The sequence below is a fragment of the Paenibacillus sp. N3/727 genome (assembly GCF_022637315.1).
Taxonomy (GTDB): Bacteria; Bacillota; Bacilli; order Paenibacillales; family Paenibacillaceae; genus Paenibacillus_AQ; species Paenibacillus_AQ uliginis.
Genome location: NZ_CP093336.1, coordinates 1,495,971 through 1,517,194, shown reverse-complemented (window position 1 = coordinate 1,517,194; position 21,224 = coordinate 1,495,971). Strand labels below are relative to the sequence as shown.

General features: G+C 45.2%; 21 protein-coding genes and 1 pseudogene. 10 read left to right on the top strand and 12 right to left on the bottom strand.

Annotated features, from left to right (window positions below; translation table 11 throughout):
• The first annotated feature begins 5 nt into the window (after nucleotides 1–5).
• The 3 genes from MNQ98_RS06685 (at nucleotide 6) to MNQ98_RS06675 (ending at nucleotide 3,029) form a co-directional block, all read left to right on the top strand.
• Nucleotides 6–725 carry a 3-ketoacyl-ACP reductase gene (locus MNQ98_RS06685; RefSeq protein ID WP_241932494.1) on the top strand — a complete coding sequence of 240 codons (720 nt, stop codon included), beginning with the start codon at nucleotides 6–8 and terminating at the stop codon, nucleotides 723–725.
• A 169-nt stretch (nucleotides 726–894) separates the two neighbouring features.
• Complete coding sequence (locus tag MNQ98_RS06680) at nucleotides 895–1,818, top strand: AEC family transporter (protein WP_241932493.1); 924 nt, start codon at nucleotides 895–897, stop codon at nucleotides 1,816–1,818.
• 23 nt (nucleotides 1,819–1,841) lie between these two features.
• Nucleotides 1,842–3,029: a MalY/PatB family protein gene (locus MNQ98_RS06675; RefSeq protein WP_241932492.1), complete on the top strand. Its 1,188-nt coding sequence runs from the start codon at nucleotides 1,842–1,844 to the stop codon at nucleotides 3,027–3,029.
• A 75-nt stretch (nucleotides 3,030–3,104) separates the two neighbouring features.
• Here the strand turns inward: MNQ98_RS06675 and MNQ98_RS06670 are convergent, their stop codons facing one another.
• Nucleotides 3,105–3,593: a hypothetical protein gene (locus tag MNQ98_RS06670; RefSeq protein WP_241932491.1), complete on the bottom strand. Its 489-nt coding sequence runs from the start codon at nucleotides 3,591–3,593 to the stop codon at nucleotides 3,105–3,107.
• Between the two features lie 202 nt (nucleotides 3,594–3,795).
• The gene (locus MNQ98_RS06665) at nucleotides 3,796–4,167 is read right to left on the bottom strand and encodes a hypothetical protein (RefSeq protein WP_241932490.1); all 372 of its coding nucleotides are present in this window, start codon (nucleotides 4,165–4,167) and stop codon (nucleotides 3,796–3,798) included.
• Between the two features lie 195 nt (nucleotides 4,168–4,362).
• Here MNQ98_RS06665 and MNQ98_RS06660 point away from each other — a divergent pair, with 195 nt between their 5' ends.
• On the top strand, nucleotides 4,363–4,953 hold the full coding sequence (locus tag MNQ98_RS06660; RefSeq protein WP_241932489.1) for a M15 family metallopeptidase: 591 nt from the start codon (nucleotides 4,363–4,365) through the stop codon (nucleotides 4,951–4,953).
• Nucleotides 4,954–5,713: 760 nt separating this feature from the next.
• Here MNQ98_RS06660 and MNQ98_RS06655 read toward each other — a convergent pair.
• From MNQ98_RS06655 to MNQ98_RS06640, 4 genes and pseudogenes are all read right to left on the bottom strand, one after another.
• Nucleotides 5,714–6,007, bottom strand: coding sequence for an immunity 53 family protein (locus MNQ98_RS06655; RefSeq protein WP_241932488.1), 294 nt, complete (start codon nucleotides 6,005–6,007; stop codon nucleotides 5,714–5,716).
• 165 nt (nucleotides 6,008–6,172) lie between these two features.
• Nucleotides 6,173–6,364 (bottom strand): annotated as a pseudogene (locus tag MNQ98_RS29825) (RHS repeat-associated core domain-containing protein); the annotation flags it as partial.
• Nucleotides 6,365–6,524: 160 nt separating this feature from the next.
• Nucleotides 6,525–7,103, bottom strand: a complete 579-nt coding sequence (locus MNQ98_RS06645; RefSeq protein WP_241932487.1) for a TetR/AcrR family transcriptional regulator — start codon at nucleotides 7,101–7,103, stop codon at nucleotides 6,525–6,527.
• 114 nt (nucleotides 7,104–7,217) lie between these two features.
• Nucleotides 7,218–7,976, bottom strand: coding sequence for a hypothetical protein (locus MNQ98_RS06640; RefSeq protein ID WP_241932486.1), 759 nt, complete (start codon nucleotides 7,974–7,976; stop codon nucleotides 7,218–7,220).
• A 292-nt stretch (nucleotides 7,977–8,268) separates the two neighbouring features.
• Here MNQ98_RS06640 and tnpA point away from each other — a divergent pair, with 292 nt between their 5' ends.
• The 4 genes from tnpA to MNQ98_RS06620 all read left to right on the top strand — a co-directional run bounded on the left by tnpA (nucleotide 8,269) and on the right by MNQ98_RS06620 (nucleotide 11,484).
• On the top strand, nucleotides 8,269–8,667 hold the full coding sequence (gene tnpA, locus MNQ98_RS06635; protein WP_241931247.1) for an IS200/IS605 family transposase: 399 nt from the start codon (nucleotides 8,269–8,271) through the stop codon (nucleotides 8,665–8,667).
• 5 nt (nucleotides 8,668–8,672) lie between these two features.
• A complete protein-coding gene (locus MNQ98_RS06630) occupies nucleotides 8,673–9,752 on the top strand; it encodes a transposase (RefSeq protein WP_241932485.1) in 1,080 nt (359 codons plus the stop codon).
• Nucleotides 9,753–9,967: 215 nt separating this feature from the next.
• Nucleotides 9,968–10,624 (top strand): futalosine hydrolase, encoded by a 657-nt coding sequence (locus tag MNQ98_RS06625; RefSeq protein ID WP_241932484.1) that lies wholly within the window; start codon nucleotides 9,968–9,970, stop codon nucleotides 10,622–10,624.
• Nucleotides 10,621–11,484, top strand: coding sequence for a 1,4-dihydroxy-6-naphtoate synthase (locus MNQ98_RS06620; protein ID WP_241932483.1), 864 nt, complete (start codon nucleotides 10,621–10,623; stop codon nucleotides 11,482–11,484). Before MNQ98_RS06625 ends, MNQ98_RS06620 begins: the two co-directional genes overlap by 4 nt.
• A 119-nt stretch (nucleotides 11,485–11,603) precedes the next feature.
• Here MNQ98_RS06620 and MNQ98_RS06615 read toward each other — a convergent pair whose 3' ends face one another.
• Genes MNQ98_RS06615 through MNQ98_RS06605 form a run of 3 tightly spaced genes read right to left on the bottom strand, consistent with a single transcriptional unit; the run spans nucleotide 11,604 to nucleotide 13,441 of the window.
• The gene (locus tag MNQ98_RS06615) at nucleotides 11,604–12,116 is read right to left on the bottom strand and encodes a mismatch-specific DNA-glycosylase (protein WP_241932482.1); all 513 of its coding nucleotides are present in this window, start codon (nucleotides 12,114–12,116) and stop codon (nucleotides 11,604–11,606) included.
• Nucleotides 12,117–12,917, bottom strand: a complete 801-nt coding sequence (locus MNQ98_RS06610) for a nucleotidyltransferase domain-containing protein (RefSeq protein ID WP_241932481.1) — start codon at nucleotides 12,915–12,917, stop codon at nucleotides 12,117–12,119.
• Between the two features lie 20 nt (nucleotides 12,918–12,937).
• Nucleotides 12,938–13,441 carry an LURP-one-related family protein gene (locus MNQ98_RS06605; protein ID WP_241932480.1) on the bottom strand — a complete coding sequence of 168 codons (504 nt, stop codon included), beginning with the start codon at nucleotides 13,439–13,441 and terminating at the stop codon, nucleotides 12,938–12,940.
• A 199-nt stretch (nucleotides 13,442–13,640) separates the two neighbouring features.
• Here MNQ98_RS06605 and MNQ98_RS06600 point away from each other — a divergent pair, with 199 nt between their 5' ends.
• Nucleotides 13,641–14,153, top strand: coding sequence for a hypothetical protein (locus MNQ98_RS06600; RefSeq protein ID WP_241932479.1), 513 nt, complete (start codon nucleotides 13,641–13,643; stop codon nucleotides 14,151–14,153).
• A gap of 237 nt (nucleotides 14,154–14,390) precedes the next feature.
• Here the strand turns inward: MNQ98_RS06600 and MNQ98_RS06595 are convergent, their stop codons facing one another.
• From MNQ98_RS06595 to MNQ98_RS06585, 3 genes are all read right to left on the bottom strand, one after another.
• The gene (locus MNQ98_RS06595; protein WP_241932478.1) at nucleotides 14,391–15,671 is read right to left on the bottom strand and encodes a Gfo/Idh/MocA family protein; all 1,281 of its coding nucleotides are present in this window, start codon (nucleotides 15,669–15,671) and stop codon (nucleotides 14,391–14,393) included.
• Nucleotides 15,672–15,740: 69 nt separating this feature from the next.
• Nucleotides 15,741–17,444 carry a response regulator transcription factor gene (locus MNQ98_RS06590; RefSeq protein WP_241932477.1) on the bottom strand — a complete coding sequence of 568 codons (1,704 nt, stop codon included), beginning with the start codon at nucleotides 17,442–17,444 and terminating at the stop codon, nucleotides 15,741–15,743.
• 13 nt (nucleotides 17,445–17,457) lie between these two features.
• Nucleotides 17,458–19,191 (bottom strand): sensor histidine kinase, encoded by a 1,734-nt coding sequence (locus MNQ98_RS06585; RefSeq protein WP_241932476.1) that lies wholly within the window; start codon nucleotides 19,189–19,191, stop codon nucleotides 17,458–17,460.
• Nucleotides 19,192–19,532: 341 nt separating this feature from the next.
• Here MNQ98_RS06585 and MNQ98_RS06580 point away from each other — a divergent pair, with 341 nt between their 5' ends.
• Nucleotides 19,533–21,209 (top strand): extracellular solute-binding protein, encoded by a 1,677-nt coding sequence (locus tag MNQ98_RS06580; RefSeq protein ID WP_241932475.1) that lies wholly within the window; start codon nucleotides 19,533–19,535, stop codon nucleotides 21,207–21,209.
• The last annotated feature ends 15 nt before the right edge of the window (nucleotides 21,210–21,224 follow it).

The following is a 21,224-nucleotide window of genomic DNA, read 5'->3' as shown; positions in this document are numbered from 1 at the left end:
ATAGCATGAGCTTAAAAAATAAAACGGCTATCATAACCGGTGCAGGCAAAGGCATCGGGCGAGCCATAGCAATCTCCCTCGCAAAGGAAGGCGTGCACGTCGGCCTCGTCGCCCGGACAGCCGCTGATCTTGAGTCGCTGGGACAATTCATCACAGAACAATACGGGGTCAAAGCGATTACGGCGATTGCCGATATTTCTGTTCAAAGCGAAGCGGAAGCTGCTTTTGCTGCCATTAACCAGGAGCTGGGCGCAATCGATATTCTCATTAACAATGCAGGCATTGCCCAGTTCGGAAATCTGCTCGATATGGAGCCGAAGCAGTGGAAACGTATCGTAGACGTCAATCTCATGGGTACATATCACATGCTGCGTACCGTGCTTCCGGGCATGATCGAGCGTAGTAAAGGCGATGTGATCAACATCTCCTCCACCGCCGGAGAACGCGGCTTTGCCACAGGTTCAGCATATAATGCTTCCAAATTCGCCGTCATGGGACTGACCGAGGCTGTACTGCAAGAGGTGCGGAAGCATAACATTCGCGTCACCGCACTTACGCCAAGCACCGTAAATACAGATTTAGCCGTTAACGCAGGCCTGAAAATTGGCGAAGAAGACCGGATGATGCAGCCGGAGGATGTTGCGGAACTTGCACTTGCCGCACTTAAGCTTCCCCCTCGAGTATTTGTTAAAACAGCAGGCATCTGGACAACCAACCCCCAATAACATAAATACTAAATTATTTAAGCCGTCTATCCGAAAGGGTATGAGACGGCTTTTATTTATCGTTTTCACCCGTGTGAAAACAACAGCGACATGATATAATGACTGGGTGCTGGGTGCTGGGTGCTTACCCACATAGTGTTTATAGTAAGAAAGAAGATGAACAACATCCATGATTACTGACATTATTCTGGAAGTAGTCCTACCCATTTTTGTCCTGATCGGAATCGGAATTCTGATGCAACGGGCATTTCAGCTTGACCTATATACGCTGGCCAAGATCAACTTTTATTACATTACACCAGCAGCTGTATTTATGAGCATGTATGAATCTGAAATGTCACCCAAATTGCTGGGAACCGTCACACTGTTCTATGCAATATATGTAATCGCTCTTTATATCATTGGACGTATCACCGCCACACGCCGCAAATTTAGCCGTGGAATGAGGGCTGCGTTTACGAATAGCCTTATCTTGGACAATTCGGGAAACTACGGACTTCCAATCAATGACCTTGTGTTTAAAGGTGACCCCTTGGCTGGCTCTGTTCAAGCCTTGATTATGTCCCTTCAAAGTCTGCTTACCTTCACCTATGGCGTCATTTCCATCCAGGGTGCAAAAACCGAAGGGTTATACCGACACGCTATCATCGGATTTCTAAAAATGCCGGTACCCTACGCGCTGATTCTGGGGCTGCTGCTGCATGCCTTAGCCGTACCGCTGCCTGTCTTCGTGTCCCAGCCACTGGTGTATGCAGACCAATCCTTGGTAGCTATCGCGCTGCTCACGCTAGGTGCTCAAATTATCAAGTATCCGCTCCGGCTGCGTAGATTCGATGTATATCTCAGTGTAGCACTCCGGCTGCTTGTAGCTCCGGCCATTGGAGTTCTCATTGTGTTCACTCTTGGTCTTGAGGGAATTCCCGCTCAAGCCCTTATTATCGCCTCAGGGATGCCGGTTGGTGTGAATACATCCATCCTTGCGGAAGAATATCAGAATGAACCCGATTTTGCTGCACAAACCGTGCTCTTGTCGACCATACTGAATGTTATAACCATCACAGGCTTAATTTCCTTAGCCAAGCTTGTAGCTTAATCATACTCGTTGGAGGAGATCACATGAATTTTGACTTAACTATTAACCGCACCCGTACCGCTTCCCTAAAATGGGATATCATACCGACCGTTTTCGGAGTGGATGACGCCCTTCCGATGTGGGTCGCAGATATGGATTTCGCTGCACCGCCAGCCGTTGTTCGTGCTATGCATGCCCGTGTCGAGCATGGTGTATTCGGCTATACACTTCAAACCGAAACCTACAACGAAGCGATCACCAGCTGGATGGAAAAGCGCCATAACTGGAGCATTAAACCGGAATGGATTCAGTACTGCCCCGGTGTAGTTCCAGCACTTAGTCTGCTCGTAGAAGCATTCACAGAGCCTGGAGATCAGGTTATCATCCAGACACCTGTATACCCTCCTTTCTATAGCGTCGTGAAAGATCATGGACGTGAGCTCGTACAGAATCCACTAATTCTGACTGAACAAGGCGATTACGTGATGGATTTCGAGGACCTCGAGCGGAGTTTATCCGGCGGACGGGTGAAAATGATCATATTGTGCAGTCCCCATAATCCGGTAGGCCGGGTATGGACCAAAGAGGAGTTGTCCCGTATAGCGTCTTTGTGTGAACAGCATGACGTACTTGTCGTATCAGATGAAATCCATGCCGACCTGATCTACAAGACAGGATCACACACGCCATTCGCCTCTCTTTCAGAAGACGCAGCAATGCGCTCCTTCATCTGTACAGCTGCGAGCAAAACGTTTAATATTGCCGGATTAAACACGGCCAACATCATCATTCCGAATGATACACTCCGCCGTAGATTCGACAAAGCGCTGCAGCGCTACGCGCTCGGGTCGATTACTCCAATGGGTGCCGCTGCTACGGAAGCTGCTTACCGTGAAGGCGGAGAATGGCTGGACGCTCTGCTGTCCTATGTCCGGGGGAATATGGAGTACATTAGAGACTTTATTCAAGAACACATGCCTGAGGTGAAGGTAAAGCTACCACAAGCCACTTACCTCCTCTGGATTGATTTCCGAGGGCTCGGGATGAGTGATGAAGATCTGAACCGCTTCCTCGTTCAGAAGGCCAAGATTGGCATGAACAGAGGTGTTACTTTTGGCAAAAACGCCGAGGGCTTCATGCGTATGAATATGGCCTGTACCCGCGCTACAGCGGAAGAAGCCATGTCACGTCTGCACGCTGCGATTGTACAATGGCGTAAAGAAGCTGAATAAAACGAATATTATTACCACAATAAAGAGGGACTCCGTTAAGGGTCCCTCTTTATTGTAGTTGTGTATCACTGACGCTTAATCGGCTTGCAGATAAACATTTTCTATCCCGCCACCGTTTTGCTCACGTCCCGCCTGATAACCGACATCCATAATCGCACCGTTCAGCTGATGGAGATGTCCGCTTACCTCATCCATCTGTTTAAACACCTGTCTGTGCTGATATGCCTCAGGGTAAGCACTTTGCTGGTCTGGCTCATTCATTTGTTCAAACGAGGCCTTCTGATCCCCAAGAATCTGACGGTACCGCTGTGCAGTATCAGAACGAATTTCCGAGACAATGTTCTGGATTCCATAAAGCGCCATACGACAATTGACTAAATCTTGTCTCAAGGTCTCCGAAGTTTCAGGTGTGATTTGGGATTGGGCGCTCTTTAGCTCCGCATCCATCTGACCTAGATCGTTTAATATAACGGCCAGCTGATCACAATTTCCGCTCTGCTGCATTTCTGTCAGTACCATAGATACCTGGCTCAATTTACTTGCTATCGATTGAACACTCGTCATATAAAGTCTCCCCTTTAACAAACTATGTACCTGTTGTTTGTTTTTAGCATGTAGAAATCGTTCTATCCTTATACATCAAGTTCATTGCTCCGTTTCACCGGTTATCATTTACCGCAAAATACCCATGCCCACTAATAGAGGACATGGGTATTTATTTAAAGGGATCAACATGGGTGCACATACGGTGGAGGTTACGTGCATTTTAATATACTTTTTTAGCCAGTTCTTCTGGCGTGTAACGGTGAGCGGCAACGATACGTCCGGAAGCATTTTTACCCCATCCGGATACAAGCACATGTGTGCTGTCTGTTCTAATCTGGACTTCGAAATGGAGAAGCTGAGAAACGTTCAATACACGGAACGCGGAGGATCCCGCAGCGAGTGTAAATGTTCTGGTGTCAACCAGTACCTTTGATCCATTCAAACGGAACAATTTGATTTCAACTCTGGCGCTGGACTGACCGTTATTCACCGCCTTTACAAAAAACGTTCTGGACTCACCCGGCAGCGTCGCAACATTGATCGCATTTTCTACTGGCCTGTCGAATACTTTACACTTGGCCTCATTTATCAACCTCCTTTTCTTGTTAATCTATCTTATGCCGTCATAGAAAAACGGTCTGGATATATTACCATCTCTATTAGAAAGAGGCTTTATGCCGGCAGATTCTCTAGACTTGGAAAATGGATCTATTGGAATGAAGACTAAATAACCGATATAATCGTTATTAGATATTAAATGCTTGAAAGTAGGTAGGCAGAAAACGATATGGCAAAAGTGAGACGCAAAAAATCGACAACTATCATTATCATCACGATATTGCTAGCCATTTTATATATGCAGCTATCAACGTCCATTCCTAATATTTTGCCGGATCTGGATAAAGAAGACGCTCCTCCAGTTACCGGAATCCATCCTGTTGTACTCGATCAGAAGAATAAACTTGTCGCAAAGGCAAGGGAGATTGGAATAAAAATTATTATTACAGATGGTTACCGAAGTGGCGAAGAGCAGAACCGTTTATACAAGCAAGGACGAAGCACGGAAGGTGACATCGTTACCAACGCGCAAGCCGGCGAGTCCATGCATAATTACGGCCTTGCTATCGATTTTGCCCTCCAATTGAAGGACGGCAGTGTCATCTGGGATATGGAGTATGACGGCAATGGAAACGGTAAATCAGACTGGATGGAGGTCGTGGCGATCGCCAAAGATCTTGGCTTCCAGTGGGGCGGCGATTGGACCAACTTCCCGGATTACCCTCATCTCCAAATGGACTTCGGCCTTACCATACGCGACTTGAAGCGTGGAAAGCGCCCTCCGGTGGATTCACATGAATATTTGGAGGCGTTGAAGTAATCACGGCGTAAAAAGGGCAGACCAATAGTAAACTTGGGCTGCCCTTTTGTCATGGGTGTCCAGTTGTTGCTCCCATCGCTATTGTCTCAAGATTTTTGAATACAGCTTGGCTGTGAAGATCTAGAAAAAAGGACATACACTGTCGAAGTGAGCTTTTTCAAAAAACTTTTAGGGGAGGTATCCGAAGGTTGCCCTCCCATCTGTATATTTTTTTAACGAATTTCGGATTATTTTAGAGGGCAAGGTGGCTAACCTTAAACGTATCCTTACCTGTATATGTTGACTGGTCGTCACCAGATTTCTTTCTTACACAGTAAGAATCACTACAATGATCAGTTAAGTTGCGGACAGAGTAGTCTCCTTTGTTTTCCACCATTACTATAGTTGTCGTAGTGTCCATCTTTGGAGTTGCAACTTATATCCTTCTCATTGTCCTTATCGCTGTAGATATTGTACAGTTGCGAGTGAATTTTTTAAAAAAACTGCAAGAAAACGAAGATAACAAAAAACAGATCAATCATGGTGATACCTGACCATAATCGACCTGTTTATCGTAACGGTATTAATGTTATTTAGGGTATTTTCTCTTGTGCGTACAAATGAAATGGAGAAATCTTTGTAGTGTTATTACATGGGTTACATGTGTTATTGGTTGAATGATGGGTTCATTCGGCACTGGGTAGCCCCTCCCAAAAAAAGAACCTTGAAAGGCACGAAGCCAATCAAGGATTCAGGTATCACTTTGGATCAATCATTACTTTTATTCTTTTATTGAAGCCCACTGTCTAAAGCAATTTAGTATTTCTTCTAGATTCTTTGCCCCACCAGCACCACTAAATACTCCATCTCTCACAATACAGTAGTACCAATCTTCTTCGTCTCTTTCGATTTCTATTGATTCAAAATGTTCATTTTCTAAACAAGTATCAGCTAAGTTGATTTCAACAGACCAACCAGGATTATCGACAGTATCGATTTTAACACCATAGGTATGCTCCCAATCACCATTACAATTTTGATAATACCAATTCTGTACCCATTGTAAAGTATCCATATTCTCTACCTCTTTCTTGGAATTTCATTCGGATATGCCTTCCTAACTCCTCCAGGAATTGATTTACCATTAATATGAGGTGTAGGCACATTCTGTTTTGTTACCTTGTTAATGTGACCTTTGCCTTCCCGCTGCAAAACACTGAAACATACATGCTGCCCGCATATTTCCTGAAGGATCGCTATACGTTAGTGGATTATTTTCTACATACGTATATAGATTTTGACTAAGCGGATCATCAATCTGCCCTTCATAAGTATCCTCATTAATAAAGCGGCCAATTGATGGATCATACTATCTAGCTCTAAGATACTGCAGATCGGTTGCATCATCCCAATATTCTCCGGAATAACGGCGTGAAGTTCCGCTATTATCCCTTCGTTCAGTCATCAGACCATCATCGTTATAACGATAGTTCACAGTTCCCCCTTGTATGGTTCATTTCTTTAAGCTTAGAACGAAAAAAGGAAGGGCACCTCTCCCTCCCCTCCTCTGATGAATTCTATCTTTTGGCCCTTTAAGCCGTAATTCCGAACATATATAAATTCACAACTTGATGAGCAAGGTCTTCAGGCGTACATTTGCCAGTCAACAGCTGCTGCAGAGTCAACCTCTCAAGCGTTCCTACAAGGCATTCTGCTATGATGGTCATATTGGCCTCTTGCTGAAAATACCCGTCCTTTTGCTCACCCTTCAAGTTCTGTTCGATCATAGCTGTAAGTTCTTTCTTGACCTCACTGGCTTCCTGCCCGATGAAAAAACCGATCTGGGTCAAGTCCGGATCTCTCTCCAGAAATTCAAACAGACTGCTCAGGACTGCTGTAATCCGGCCCGGAACATCTTCACGGCTGATCCCGGCTTCCAAGCGGCCGTCTGCAATAAGTTCCTTCAACTGAAAGCGGAATTTCAACATCAGTTCGTTAAATACAGCTTCTTTACTATCGAAATACAGGTAGAACGACGGCTGGGTCAGTCCTGCCCGGGAAACAATGGTGCTGATTTTTGTCTTATGATAACCAGACCGCGCAAACTCATTGGCGGCAACCGTAAGCAATCTTGCTCTACTCTCTTGTCCATTTGCACCCTTTTTTCTCAAAGCTATCGAACCTCCGTCTCTATCTGGATGTGTACTCATTATACTCCATGCACCATATGCTTGCTAGAATGAAAGAATGCAGTCAGCAAAAATATAGTGCGTCCGTCAATTAACCTATTCCTTAAAAGGAATGACCGCAGTTTTGCCATTAGAATCTTGAAGCAAGTACTGATCCCTGGCTTTATACCTTCTTTCAAGTCTTTGTTCCCTGAACTGCTGCTCCATATCAGACCGAACGGCATCGTTCAAATATTCGTTGTCATCCGAAGCATCTGGCTTGATCCGAAGATCCATCTGCTTCTCGTACCGCTCATACTGCAGCTCAGACTCTCTTAATTCCGTCGGTACCCAGCGGGCCTCCATAATTTTTTGAAAGCTGCCGTCTGTACTCTTGAAGTAGGACATGAATAAAGAGTACCCTTTTAAATCCAATTGTATATTTTCAAAATCAGGTCCCATGATGTTATGTATTACATGATTTCCCAGATGTTGATTAACCGTTGCAGGAAGCGTCTCTGTTACATCATAAACCGCCAAAAACTGATAACTGTTCGTACTGGAACCGAATATTTCAAACTGATTAACGTCGGTAAGCCGCTTCAGTATTCGCTTGCTAGCGATTTCAATCGCTTCATGACTCAGCAATACGCTCCCATTCATACTGATTAACGCAGGTTTTCCAAGAAAGTTGATACACTCGTCCTCCGTTAGCCAGGGTCTTGTAGCCTTCTCTTGTTTTTTCGATTTTTCATCCGAGAAATTCTCTTCTACAGCTTCCATTACCCGTTTAGCGGTAAGACTATTATCCAAATAAACCGTTACCATTCCAAGCACCAGAACAGACAAAATCATCATGCCAGCTTTTTTAAGCATTTGTTGATCCTTTCTTGATAAACAAGTAACTCCCTATACTACCATTATATGTATTGTCGAGGTCTTGAACAGTATTTCATATCCAGTTCTTCGGCAGCTTTAAAAGGTATGCTCTTATACTCCAGCTTTACAGCATTTTCTGAACTGGAAAGCCCACTTCTTTAGGTGTGGGATGAAAGTGAGGTCGGATACGGAGTGCTACTAGCCGAAAGGTTTGTGGTGCTTTAAGTATCCGAAAAGTCTATGCCCTTTCTCTGTTGCAGTATATCTGTTCAATTGATACTATATAGACATGAACGAATACAGAAGAACCAACACAACCGTATCTCTACTGAATTATCATTTTGTGTTCTGCCCACGATACAGAAGAAAGATTTTTCTCAAAGCAGAGGTAGAGCAACGCTTCAAAGAATTAGTACATGAAGTGTGTGCGGAACTAAAAATTGAGATTGTCGCCCTTGAGTGCGATAAAGACCACACTCACATGTTCCTCAGTGCACTACCAATATTAAGTCCTGCCGATATTATGGCGAAAGTGAAAGGGCATACCTCTAGAAAGCTACGTGAAGAGTTTCCACACCTCATGCATTTGCCGAGTTTGTGGACACGTTCATATTTTGTTTCTACTGCTGGAAATGTATCAAGCGAGATGATTAAGCGTTATGTTGAAGAACAAAAGACAAGGGGGTGACGTATATGGCACAGACCATAACAGTTAAGGTAAAGCTACTTCCCACAACAGAACAAATCCAACGATTGAAACAAAGTAGTAACGAGTACATTGGGGTCGTGAATATGCTCATAGCTGAGATGGTTGAAGAAAAGAAAAGTACGAAAAAGACGACGAGAGACGTTCCTGCTAATCTACCAAGTGCGGTAAAAAATCAAGCGATTAAAGATGCGAAAAGTGTATTTTCCACCAAAGTAAAGAAAAGTAAATACACAATTGTTCCGATTCTAAAGAAACCAGTTTGTGTATGGAACAACCAAAACTATTCTTTTGATTTCACGCACATTTCTATTCCACTTATGGTAGAAGGAAAATCCAATCGTGTTAAAATTCGTGCATTGTTTATCAACAAAGATAATCGGAATTTTGATTTATTAAAGCATAAACTTGGCACGCTCCGTATCACACAAAACTCAGGTAAGTGGGTAGCGCAAATATCTGTCACGATGCCGACAACTGAAAAAACGGGTATACGAGTTTTAGGCGTTGATGTAGGATTGAAAGTCCCAGCGGTAGCTATCACAGAAGATGATAAAGTTCGTTTTTTTGGTAACGGACGAGAAAACAAATATAGGAAACGGAAGTTTCGTAGTGTTCGTAAAATACTTGGGAAACAAAAGAAAGTGAATGCTATTCGCAATTTAGACGATAAAGAACAACGATGGATGAAAGACAAAGACCACAAGATCAGTCGTGAAATCGTTAATTTTGCAGTTGAGAATAAGATTTCTGTCATTCGCTTAGAGCAACTAACGAATATAAGGCAGACGACAAGAACAAGTCGTAAAAACGAAAAGAATCTACATACATGGTCTTTCTATCGTCTATCGACCTTCATAGAATACAAAGCAAACTTGGTGGGGATCAAAGTAGAGTACGTTAATCCTGCAAATACGAGTCAATCATGTCCAAAATGTCAGGAAAGAAAAAAGGCACAAGATAGAAGATACAAGTGCCCATGTGGATTCGAGAATCATCGTGATATCGTTGGGGCGATGAATATTCGCTACGCAACTGTGGTTGGCGGTAACAGTCAATCAGCCTAAGATGCTATACGCACTGTCTTAGGAGGGGCGATGACACGCCCTAAACTTGAGAGTTGTCCAAAACAGAAATGGATTGAGGGCGTTAACTACTCAAGAATTCCAACTGCGTCAGCAGGCTTGCCCCCTTAGGGGTGGGAGTGTCAAAATAGTACCAGAACCATTTAACGTTAAGTTCATACGGAATATGCAAACAGCTTTATGAGGGAGAGATGCTTATGAATGAATCTACACAAAAAATTCTGATCGTCACAGCCGTTGCCGCAGAAAGAGAGGCCGTGCTCCGCGGTCTGGCTGGCGACAACCGTTATGAGGTCATTGCAGCGGGAGTCGGTCTTGCGGCTGCAGCATCCCGTACAGCTAAAACTCTGGCGTCAGGCCATTATAAATTGGTTATTAGCGCCGGTATTGGCGGCGGATTTCCCGGGCAGGCCCCTGTCGGATCTCTGGTGGTCGCAAGTGATATCATCGCCGCAGATCTCGGCTCCGAGACACCTGATGGATTTCTCAGCGTGGACAAGCTCGGTTTCGGATCAGCTTATATTCAGACACCGTCCAAGCTCGCGGTTCTGCTGACCGAAGCGTTGCAAGCAGCCGGTCTGATAGCAGCATGCGGTCCGATTCTCAGCGTATCTACCACAACCGGTACAAAAGCAACGGCTGAAGCACTAACTGCCCGCGTTCCTGGAGCAGCTGCCGAGGCTATGGAGGGATTTGGAGTAGCACAAGCCGCACAGGATTTCGGATTGCCTGTGCTAGAGGTCCGCGCAATTTCAAACGCTGTAGGTCCGCGTGACCGGGATGCCTGGAAGATCCCCCAAGCACTGCAGACGCTTGAAGCGGCAATCTCACAACTACCGGAGGTGCTGACATGAAAATTGCGTTTTCACCGTGTCCAAATGACACTTTTGTATTTCACGCCTGGGTACATAACCTGATTCCCGGCGCACCTGAGCTCGAAGTGTCTTATGCAGACATCCATATCACGAACCATTGGGCCGCGGAGACAGGTTCCAATGACCATGACGTCCTGAAAATATCGTATGCTGCTCTGCCATGGGTGCTCGATGAATATGCGCTGATCCCTTGCGGGGGTGCGCTTGGACGCGGATGCGGCCCGCTCCTTCTGACAGGCGGAGCCTCAAGCGCCACAGGCTTAGCCTCTAAAGCAGCTGATCCGGCATTCCTGTCCGGACGCAAAGTTGCCGTGCCGAGTGAACGCTCCACCGCTTACTTGCTGTTCAGGTTGTGGGCGGCGCAGAACGTTCCCGGCGGAGTCGGTGAAATTATTGTCATGCCGTTTGACCGGATCATGCCTGCCGTCCGCGATGGGGAAGTCGATGCGGGGCTTGTCATTCATGAAGCCCGTTTCACCTATCCTTCTTATGGCCTTAATCTGATGACGGATCTCGGAAGCTGGTGGGAATCTGACACCGGTCTCCCCATTCCGCTCGGCGCCATCATTGCACGTCGTTCGCTTGATCTTGATCAGATTGCGGCATGGACACGTGCCTCGGTGGAATACGCCTGGGCCCATCCCGAAGCTTCCCGTGACTATGTGCTGGATCATGCACAGGAGATGGAGACGGCAGTGGCAGAGGCGCATATTGGATTGTATGTAAATCCGTTTACCGCGAACCTCGGGGAAGATGGATATGCCGCTGTATCCGCACTGTTAAGCCGTGCGGCAGACGAAGGACTTGTTCCAAGAATAGATCCTGCCAAGCTGCGCTAAAGCAATAATACAAAGAGGAACGCCGAAGTTCATCATGAACTCTTGCGTTCCTCTTTGTTGTTCCCAGCGCAGCCGATGTTTCAGGGCTTTTCCTCACCATTAGTTTCTCCGTTCTCTGATCATCCTTCATTCTCTATAAAATCGCTAAGCTGCCGATATATCCCTACAATATCATCCATGGGCATCCGGACCAGGCCACTGGATGAAGGAGCGACAAACTCACGCACCTCTTTCACAACTGGTTCAGCCTGAAAGCCCCAATGCGCCTGTGATCTTCGACTGAATTCCGTATAGACCCCCTTACCAACAAAACACGCAATTCTCGGGCGGTATTGCTCAAGCTTGGCCCGCAGTATTTCACGTCCCTGCTCATATTCATCCCGTGTGATATCCTCAGCTCCCCGGGTTGGCCTGGCTACAATATTCGTAAAGCCATATCCCAGCTTCAACAGCTCCCCATCCTCAGAGGCGTCATACAGACGAGGGGTAAGACCCGACCGGTGCAAAATACGCCAGAAATTGTTACGTGGATTCGCATAATGGTGACCCACTTCACCAGAGCGCAGGCTTGGATTGAAGCCAATGAAGAGAACCGATAGTCCGTAATCCAGATGATCCATAACCTCGTTCACTCACTCTACCTCCTTATGCCAGGCTTCCTTCAGAATACTGCGGAACAAATGGTCCAGTTCTTCATCGGAGACACGGTCAAGGCTGCTGTTCTGCATACGCTGTGCAGCAGCTTCATAATACTTGATTTGCTTCTCCAAATAATCATTGATTAACGGAAGACGCGGCTCAAGAGTAAGTTCTTCGCCCGACTTTTTTCGCTGAATCAGCTGATAGATTTCACTGCAAAGCTCACTATCACGCGGTACTAATCTCTCCACCAGACTCTCGAATTGAATCGGCGGCATACTGTCGTATTTCTCAATCCAGAGACAGGCAAGGATTGGGCGAAGCACGTAAAAGTATTTTTTAATCTTCACCTGCTCCCCTTGCAGATAATCGCGATAGTTTCCCTTGGCCATGTTAAGATAATGGTACAGACAAGATTTTGGCGAAAAAGTCAGCGGAGACAGCCCTCGGATCTGCTCTGCGGCGGATGTGTGTTCCAGGTATTGTATAGGTGACTCAAGCCATTCCAGCAGGGGAGGGTTTGATTTACGGAATAAATTCAAAGCCTTTTTCAGGTCCCACCCGTTAATATCCAGTCTGTCACTAATCGGGCGCTCGATCACATCTCTCTTCTCAAAGATGGATAAATACCAATCAATGGGTCTTACATATAGAAACCGTACGTCGTAATCACTATCGGGGGAAGAAAATCCCCATGATCGGCTTCCTGACTCACAGGCATAAAGGATGATGATCTCTTCCTCATGCTCTATATTCCGCAGCTGCTCAGTAATGACAGCATTCATGTCGTTCATCCTTTAACCCTCCTTACGTTCTACGTGGAAGCAGAAGATCCACTGCTGTTAACTCTTTTTTGAATCGCATGTACTCCCATAACGACGGCAATCAATTCCCAATCATCCAGGTGATGACTATCGTTCTTCAGGTGGTAAGCTCCGGATTGCAGCCATCCACTGACACGATGAAACGTGGCAACGCAGCGTCCGCCCTCACCCTGGATCTCGTATTCCTTGGAGAACGCCGGGGACGTAATTTCATAAATCCCCCTTTCACCGGCATCATACTCATATTTCTTAGAGAAAAAGCTCATCCGCATTCGCAGCACACCGAGTTCATATTCATTACGGTCACACACTTCCCATTTATTCGAGAAAAAACGGAACGAACCGCTGTAAACCTTCATTCCGGTCTCATCATACACATCCAGGGAGGAACCGAAAGAGCTTTTCAAATCTACCGTTCCAACAATCTCTCCCGCTTCATTCATCACGCTCGTTTCACCTGAATTAAAAAAGTTATCTTTAAAATATAATCCCATCTTGATCTTTCTCCCTTCTTATAATTTTATCCTCATTATACGTTACTGTTTCAAACTTTCCATCTGCGTGCCTTAGCCCGCACATTCTGAAATCAATATTATTTCCTGGATCGTTCCGGGAACCAAACCCCATTGGATTCAAGAATTAAAGTCCTCTCCGTTTAAAAAACCTCCCTTTACGAAGGAGATGATGACTACCGTGCTGGAACGTTCAACGAACAACCGTAAACCATCCGGCAAGAAATACAAAAGATTATCTCGCGTCGTAGCAACAGGCGTATGCACCATCGCCATACTGGGGATGATCTGGATCATCAGCCCTTCCCTAATGAAGAACAACACCTCTACCCCTGTGGTAAAGCCTGCGGCTCCTTCAGGGGACTGGACACCCCACTCTCAATATAATACGGCGGAAGGAGTTACCAAGCTTCACGTATTTCCGGGTGGCGAATATCCGGTGGGGTCTCCAGCAGGAAGTTGGTGGAACTTGTACGTCCCCGTCGAGACACTTGAAGGACAGAACATCCGCATTACGGCTACTCATAAGGAAACCGGCGTGGAGAATCAGCTCGGTTTCATCCATCCTGGATTCCAAGCAGCTCAGTCCAATAAATATATGTGGCACTTCTGGGGACGGGATGAAGAGCTGAACCACGAGCTGAAAAATTACAGCCGTGAAGCAGAACTCATTCGAGATTATAGATGTTTTTGAAAGTAAGCTGTCTCCCGGTAAGCTCAATGGAGCTGACGCTGCACTGCCTTCTTCAATGAGTCTCCCTACATCCGGCTTATGGAGATTGATGGCAAGCATCGATGGACGGCTGTTTGGAAGTGTAATCGTAGAAGTTAAGTAACAATCTATACCCTATCCGTATGGCTTTGCCGTCCTATGATTTGACACATAAAAACGCTGGTGCCACTCTTGGGCATCAGCGCTTTTTATAACAATCTATATATTTATCTCAGATTTCATGTTCAACACATCAGGTATCGCTATCGGTCTTCCCTGCTCCAATCTGGACTGTTCTGCGGCGAAAGCGATCAAATGGCTTTGCAGAGAAGCACCGGCAGAAGTCAGTCCGTCTGCTTGACTGCCACTGCCAAATTGACGAACGTCTTTTAGAAAAGAGCTGATCATCCTGACATCACCGCCCCCATGACCGTCCCCTCCGGTATTACATTGAAAGTCGATCTCTTCTCCTGTTGAATAACGGTATAAAGTGAAGGAGCCTGTTTCCATGTCACCTCGAATTTCCCCGTGTGTGCCCATGATCTGTACTTTTCGCCCTTCTTTATCCGTAAAGCCAGACATGACAAAAGCCGCATTTGCTCCGCTTGCAAACTCCATGTTGACAACCTGATGGTCAACCACGTTATTATCGCAACGGTACACACATCGCCCAAACGGTCCTTCTCTAAGCGCTCTTAGTATTCCTTCGTGTGATAGATCCTGTGTCATATAGCGAGCCCATGGATGTTCCGGTGGCTGAATGTACAATTTTAGTGCAGAGAACGGACAAGATTTCTCTACCTCGCATCCGTCGATACAACGATCTGCTGATCCCTCCGGCGCGTTCTCTTCCTTAAAATGAAGCAGTGATCCAAAAGAGCTTACCCTCATGCATCTCTCTTCCATGAGCCAGGAGATGATATCCAGATCATGGCATGATTTCGCCAAAATCATTGGACTTGTCTCCTTCGCATCCCGCCAGTTACCGCGCACATAGCTGTGTGTCATATGTCGATATCCGACGTTTTCTGACAGCTGAATGGTTGCGATTTTGCCGACTTCACCTGCTTCAATACATTTTTTGATCCGATCCCAAAATAATGAATACCGCAGTACATGACTTACAATCAACAGTCTGCCATGCTCCTCCGCTGCTTTGACAAGTGAGATGCACTCTTCTCTGTCTGGAGACATTGGCTTTTCGAGCAGAACATGATATCCAAGCTTTAACGCTTTTAATGCCGGGATGTAATGTAAACGGTCAAGTGTACTGATGATCATGACATCGGCGATTCGTCCTTGATCGAAAGCCTTCTCCCACGAATCGTAAGCATATTCTTCCGAAATTCCATGAATTGCTGCAAAATGGTTTCTGCGCCCCTCATCAGGCTCAGCAACAGCTACGATTTTAAGTTCATTGGGATATTTTTCGGCATAAGGGCCGTAAATATAACGTCCTCTACTGCCGGCTCCTAATAAAACAGCTGTTATAGTCTTCAATGTTACCCCTCCTAATGTCCAGCCTATGACCTGATTGTACTTTGGCGGACAAGGAGCTTAAAGAGATTATTACTTACTTTCGTATACATTTATTGACTTTGGGGCTTTCGATTTTTCCGACCTGCCCCTGCTTCGGTATTCCTGGGGTGTCGTATCGTTCTGCTTTTTAAAAAAACGGATAAACGCAAGCGCGGAATTGTAACCAAGCGACAGCGCAATTTCATTCACCTTCATGCTGCTGCCCAGCAGTAACTCCTTCGCTTTCAGATTTCTGTAGTCATTGATATAATCGGATATCCCGGTTCCCGTCATTTGTTTATACAATCTTGAAAAATATGACGGATTCAGGCCGACATGATCCGCAATCGCGTTAAGTGATATGTCTGTGGAAATATGCGTTTCAATATAACGATGCGCCTTCTGTACGAGTTCGGCTGGCAGAAGCTCCCCTTGCTCAGCGATCCAATTAAACAGGGAAACTGCTATTTCGCAAAAGTATTCCTTCAGGATAACCCAAGAATCCGGTTCTCCATATTGAAACAACGGCGACAAATCGTGCTCGGTATTCAAATATTCCTTCAGTTCAGCGCTTTTATTAATATAAGCCAAAAATACAGCCGATAAAGAGTGGTACAGTTCCTTTTTCCTTTCATTAGGAAAATTCTCGTCGTTCCACAATTTCGTTAAATCGTGGTATATGTTAAAAAATTCGCCGCGGTGATTGTTTTCAAGACATTTTCCAAGAAGCTGCACCCGGTTTAGATAGAAATACTCTCTTTGATGGTTACATGCCGTCTCACTATTCCGGATATCAGAATCTGTCAGTATCACCTCGCTTGTTAAACCTAAACCATGGATGAAATTATATTTCAGCATATGATAACGGTCCGAAACGTCGTTCCAGGCTACCGTTTCGCTGCTGAGAACGAAAGATACAGACAGATGAAGCAGCCTCCTGCAAGCTAACTGAATTCTCTCCAGTCTGCCGCTTACTTCCGCATAGGTTTTTCTCCAGTCGTGAGAGTTTGGCGCGGTGTGTGTCAGACTGTCTGTCCCAGGCTGGATGAACCAGACGATTTTGCCCTGATCATACACATAAGAGTACACGCGAACATGGTCAGCCAATAATTCATCGGCAATGTTTTGCAACGCGTAAATGAACAAGGCTTTATCCAGTGGCGTTAACATATCCTTCCATGTATCCACTCTGCCAAGAAGCAGCATGACGGGTAAATGAGCCTGCATCGATATGCTGATGTCCTGGAAATGCCGAATTAATTGGGCGTCTGTCACCTGCTTGCCCTGAAGTATGGCCCCGATATACTCCCTTTGAAGTGAAGGCATAGCCCGACGCATGCGTTCATTAGCCCTTTCAATCATCTCCCTTTGCTCGTTCTCTTCGTTCAGCTCCTCTATAGCTCTTTCTACAGAAGCTATAATTTTCTCGTCGCTTTCAATCTTCAATATATATTCGAACCCACCATATTTGATCGCGCTCTGTACATAATGAAAATCGTTATAGCCAGTAAGAAATATAACCTTGCACTTCGGCCAGCGGGCTTTAATGTTCTGCAAAAGACCAATACCTTCAAGTCCCGGCATTTTTATATCGGAAATGACAATATCAGTCTGATGCTGTTCCAGCACTTCAAGTGCGCCCTCACCTGAATACGCTTTCAATATATCCAACTTCAGATGTTCTGTCTGCTCGAACAGCTCAAACAGACCGTCCACAATAATGGGGAGATCATCTACAATGAGCAGTCGGTACATTCCAATCCCTCCTCTAGTTGCTATTCATATGAATCCCTACTTTTAGTCCTCCCAGTGCCGATCGTTCAATCGTGATCCCGTAATGAGCGCCATAACGAAGCTGAATTCTGCGATGCACGTTGACAAGACCTGTTGTCTCCTCCATACGATCATCCGCAGACCGCTTTAACCTCATGTTCAGGTTATCAATGACTTCATCCGTAATACCCTGGCCGTTGTCCTCCACATAGAATACAACTTCCTCATCATTCTGTTCACAGTATATCAGAAGTTTTCCGTTCGTCAGCATATTTCCAAATACATGCTTGTAGGCGTTCTCAATAATCGGTTGAAGAACAAGCCTTGGAACCTTAATCTCCGGTGCTTCACCTATAAACGTAACATGGATACGATCCCCATAACATACTGTTTGCATATCTACATAAGTACGGGAATGTTTAACCTCCAGCGAAAGCGGAATCTCGTCTTCATCATTACGGGTTATAAAATGAAAGTATTCACCGATGTAGAGGCAGAATTGATACGCTTTATCCTTATTCTCCGATTTAATTAACCGGCACAGTACAAAAAAACAGTTATACAAAAAATGAGGATTGATCTGCGATTGCAGCCGTTTAAGTTCCGAGCGCTGATTGCGGATTTGCTGCTCATAATTTTCCTCGATCAACGTCTTCAAATATCGGATCGTATTGTTAAAAGCCAGATACAAGTACCCGAACTCATCTTGTCCCCGATCAATCGTTATCGGTTCGAACCGGTTCTGCTGCACTCGCCGAAAAGAACTAACGAGTTTCAGGAGTGGGCGATAAATCAACCGGAACAGAAAATAGGAAAAGAAGATGACAACAAAGATGGCAAGCACGCACGCCCACCAAAACCATACCCGATATTTCTGGATCGGTCCGAGTAAGCTTTCTTCCGGAATGCAGCTTACTGAATATGAATTCCACAGCTCCGAGTAGTTATAAACAGCCAGATAACGTTCATCCCCGCTGCGAATGGTATCATAACCTTCCTTTTCCCCTGCTTCTTTTTTTTCCATAATAAAATTTGTGACGGTCTTTACCAGATCCGGGTCTTCCTGACTCTGAATATGCCAGCCTCGATCGATATTAATCAGCATATTGCTCCCGCCAAACGAGTTACTGACTTGAGACATCGACTCTTTGATTTTGTGGGGAGAAAGCTCCACACCGATGACAAATATCGGTTCCTGCAGCGAACTGGCTGGGTATTGCATACTGAGGAAAATCCGATCCTGCCAATAGATAAAAGGCTCATTATAGCCTCGGTTGCTTGGCTGAATCGCTTCATATTCCTGGCGGTCGATAGATGTTTCATAATTGCCACTGAGCAGTGTTCTGTCCAGTAACGGCACATACGCTTTCGCTTCTTTTATAACAGGGCTCGAATCTTTCATCAGGTTAAGGCGTTTCTGAATATCGATAATCTTCTGAGCCCTTTCATAGTAAGACATCTCATCACCCATCGCAGCGATCTCCATTAAATCACTATCTGTTACGTAATTGGGTAGATATCGAATAATCTGGTCCGCTTCTTTATTCAGGGAGTCTAAGTAATATCTGGCCGTATTGAGAATCGCCTGTGAGCGTTCCGTTTTGATGCTGTCAGCGCCCTTATCGTTAATGAGCCAAGTGATAGCCATCAGTGGAAGCAGCGCCGCCATAAAGGCAGCCATAATTTTTTTGGAAATGGAGGAGTCTTTCAGTCTCATCATAATTCTCATTGTATACTCTCCCGCAAAGTATTGGTAAAGAATCCTGAATGATTATTCTTTGACACTCCCCATCACAATTCCTTTAATGAAAAACCGCTGCAGGAAAGGATATGCGATCAGAACCTGGAATATGGCGGTATTGATATCGAAAGACCCGCTGATGGAGATGAAAGCAACGTCGTGAATTTGGAAGTATCGATGCTGATGGCAATTTCAATATCAAGAGTTGTATACGAAAGTAAAGACTAGTATATAGAATGGAGATGGGCTCTTTTCTATACTTAAAACAGGAAGGATCACACAGAGAAATCAACTGCAGCGACACATTGAGAACATTGGGGAGGGTTTGTATGAAAAGCAATAAAATCTTGTTGATCGTTACCCTGATTCTGTGCTTGGCACTGACCGCATGTGGTAACTCCAGCAATAACAGTGAAGGCACGAAAGGGGCAGAGAAACAACCTGAGGCGACGCAACAGCAGGAACAGAAAGAAGATGAGAATCAAGTCGTTGAAGTTTCGACGGTTTCACCAAGCGACCCGTATCTTAAATTCGACGAGGGCGAAACTTTCGATAAGAATGCCGTGTATGACGCTTATGAGAAAGACATCGGCGTAAAGATTACGAACAAATGGGTAGCAGCGGATGACAATCAGTTCAAAGAAAAATTAAAAATGACGATTGCATCCAACGACCTGCCGGACTTCGCCCGTGTGAATGCAACACAATTGAAAGAACTAACGGAAGCGGACATGATTATGGACATCACGGATGTATATGACCAGTACGCGACGGATGAAACGAAGAAATTTTTGACGATGGACGGTGGCATGCAGATGAAAACGGCCACTTTCGACGGCAAATTAATGGGGATTCCGAGCTCGTATAATCCTTACCAATATCAATACTTGTTCGTACGAACAGACTGGCTTAAAAAGTTGAACCTGCCAGAACCGAAGACAATGGCTGACCTGATGACGATCGCTGAAGCTTTCAAAACGAAAGATCCAGGCGGCACAGGCAAAGCTTATGGTATTGCGGTAAGTAAAGACCCATTCAATAAAGATACAGGGGTAACCGGATTACGCGCATTCCTTAACGGTTACCATGCTTATGAAAACCACTGGATAGAAGATGGAAACGGCGGACTTATGAACAGTGACATTCAACCGCAAGTGAAAGATGCACTTAAAGCGCTTCAAGATATGTTCAAAAAAGGTCTGATCGATCCTGAGTTCTCGGTTAAAGATGCTGATAAAGAAGCAGAGCTTCTTTACAACAACAATATAGGTCTTGTATTCGGCGCTTCCTGGACACCGGCACAGCTGGCTAAAGGCGCAGTTGTAGACGGTAAAGTTGTTCAAGAATGGGGTGTATACCCGATTCCTTCCGTGGACAGCAACCCAACGCTCAACCAAATCGGCTTAGGTGTTGACGAGTACTATGTGATTAACAAAAAAGCTGCGCATCCTGAAGGCGTTATCAAATTGCTGAACCAATACATCGTGACGCAGTCTCATCCGACTGAAGAACAAAAAGTTTACGAATACGGTAAAGATCTGAAAGAAAAAGGCAGCAACTACTGGTTGCTTAACCCACTTCGCGTAGGCAAACAAATCGATAACAACGGCGATATCTTGCCGAAAGCGGTCGAAACGAAAGATCCTAGCATTCTGGAAACAAAAGACCAAAAAACGCGTTATGAGCGTGCAATGAAATATGTTGACGGCAGCGATATCAACATGTGGTGGGAATATCTGATTTCGGGACCGAAAGGCGCTTTTTCGCTTGTTCCTAACATCCAACAAAACAAAGAATACCTGCAAAACAAATTCTACGGCGCTCCTACTGCAACAATGGCAGAGCGTCAAGAAATCTTGACCAAGAAGCGTGACGAAGTATACTTCAAAATCATCATGAACCAAGTGTCTGTTGATGAGTTCGACAAATTCGTTGACGAGTGGAAAAAACTTGGCGGTGACGATATTACGAAAGAAGTTAACGAATGGTACGCAGCGAGTAAATAATGTTTAGAAAGACCG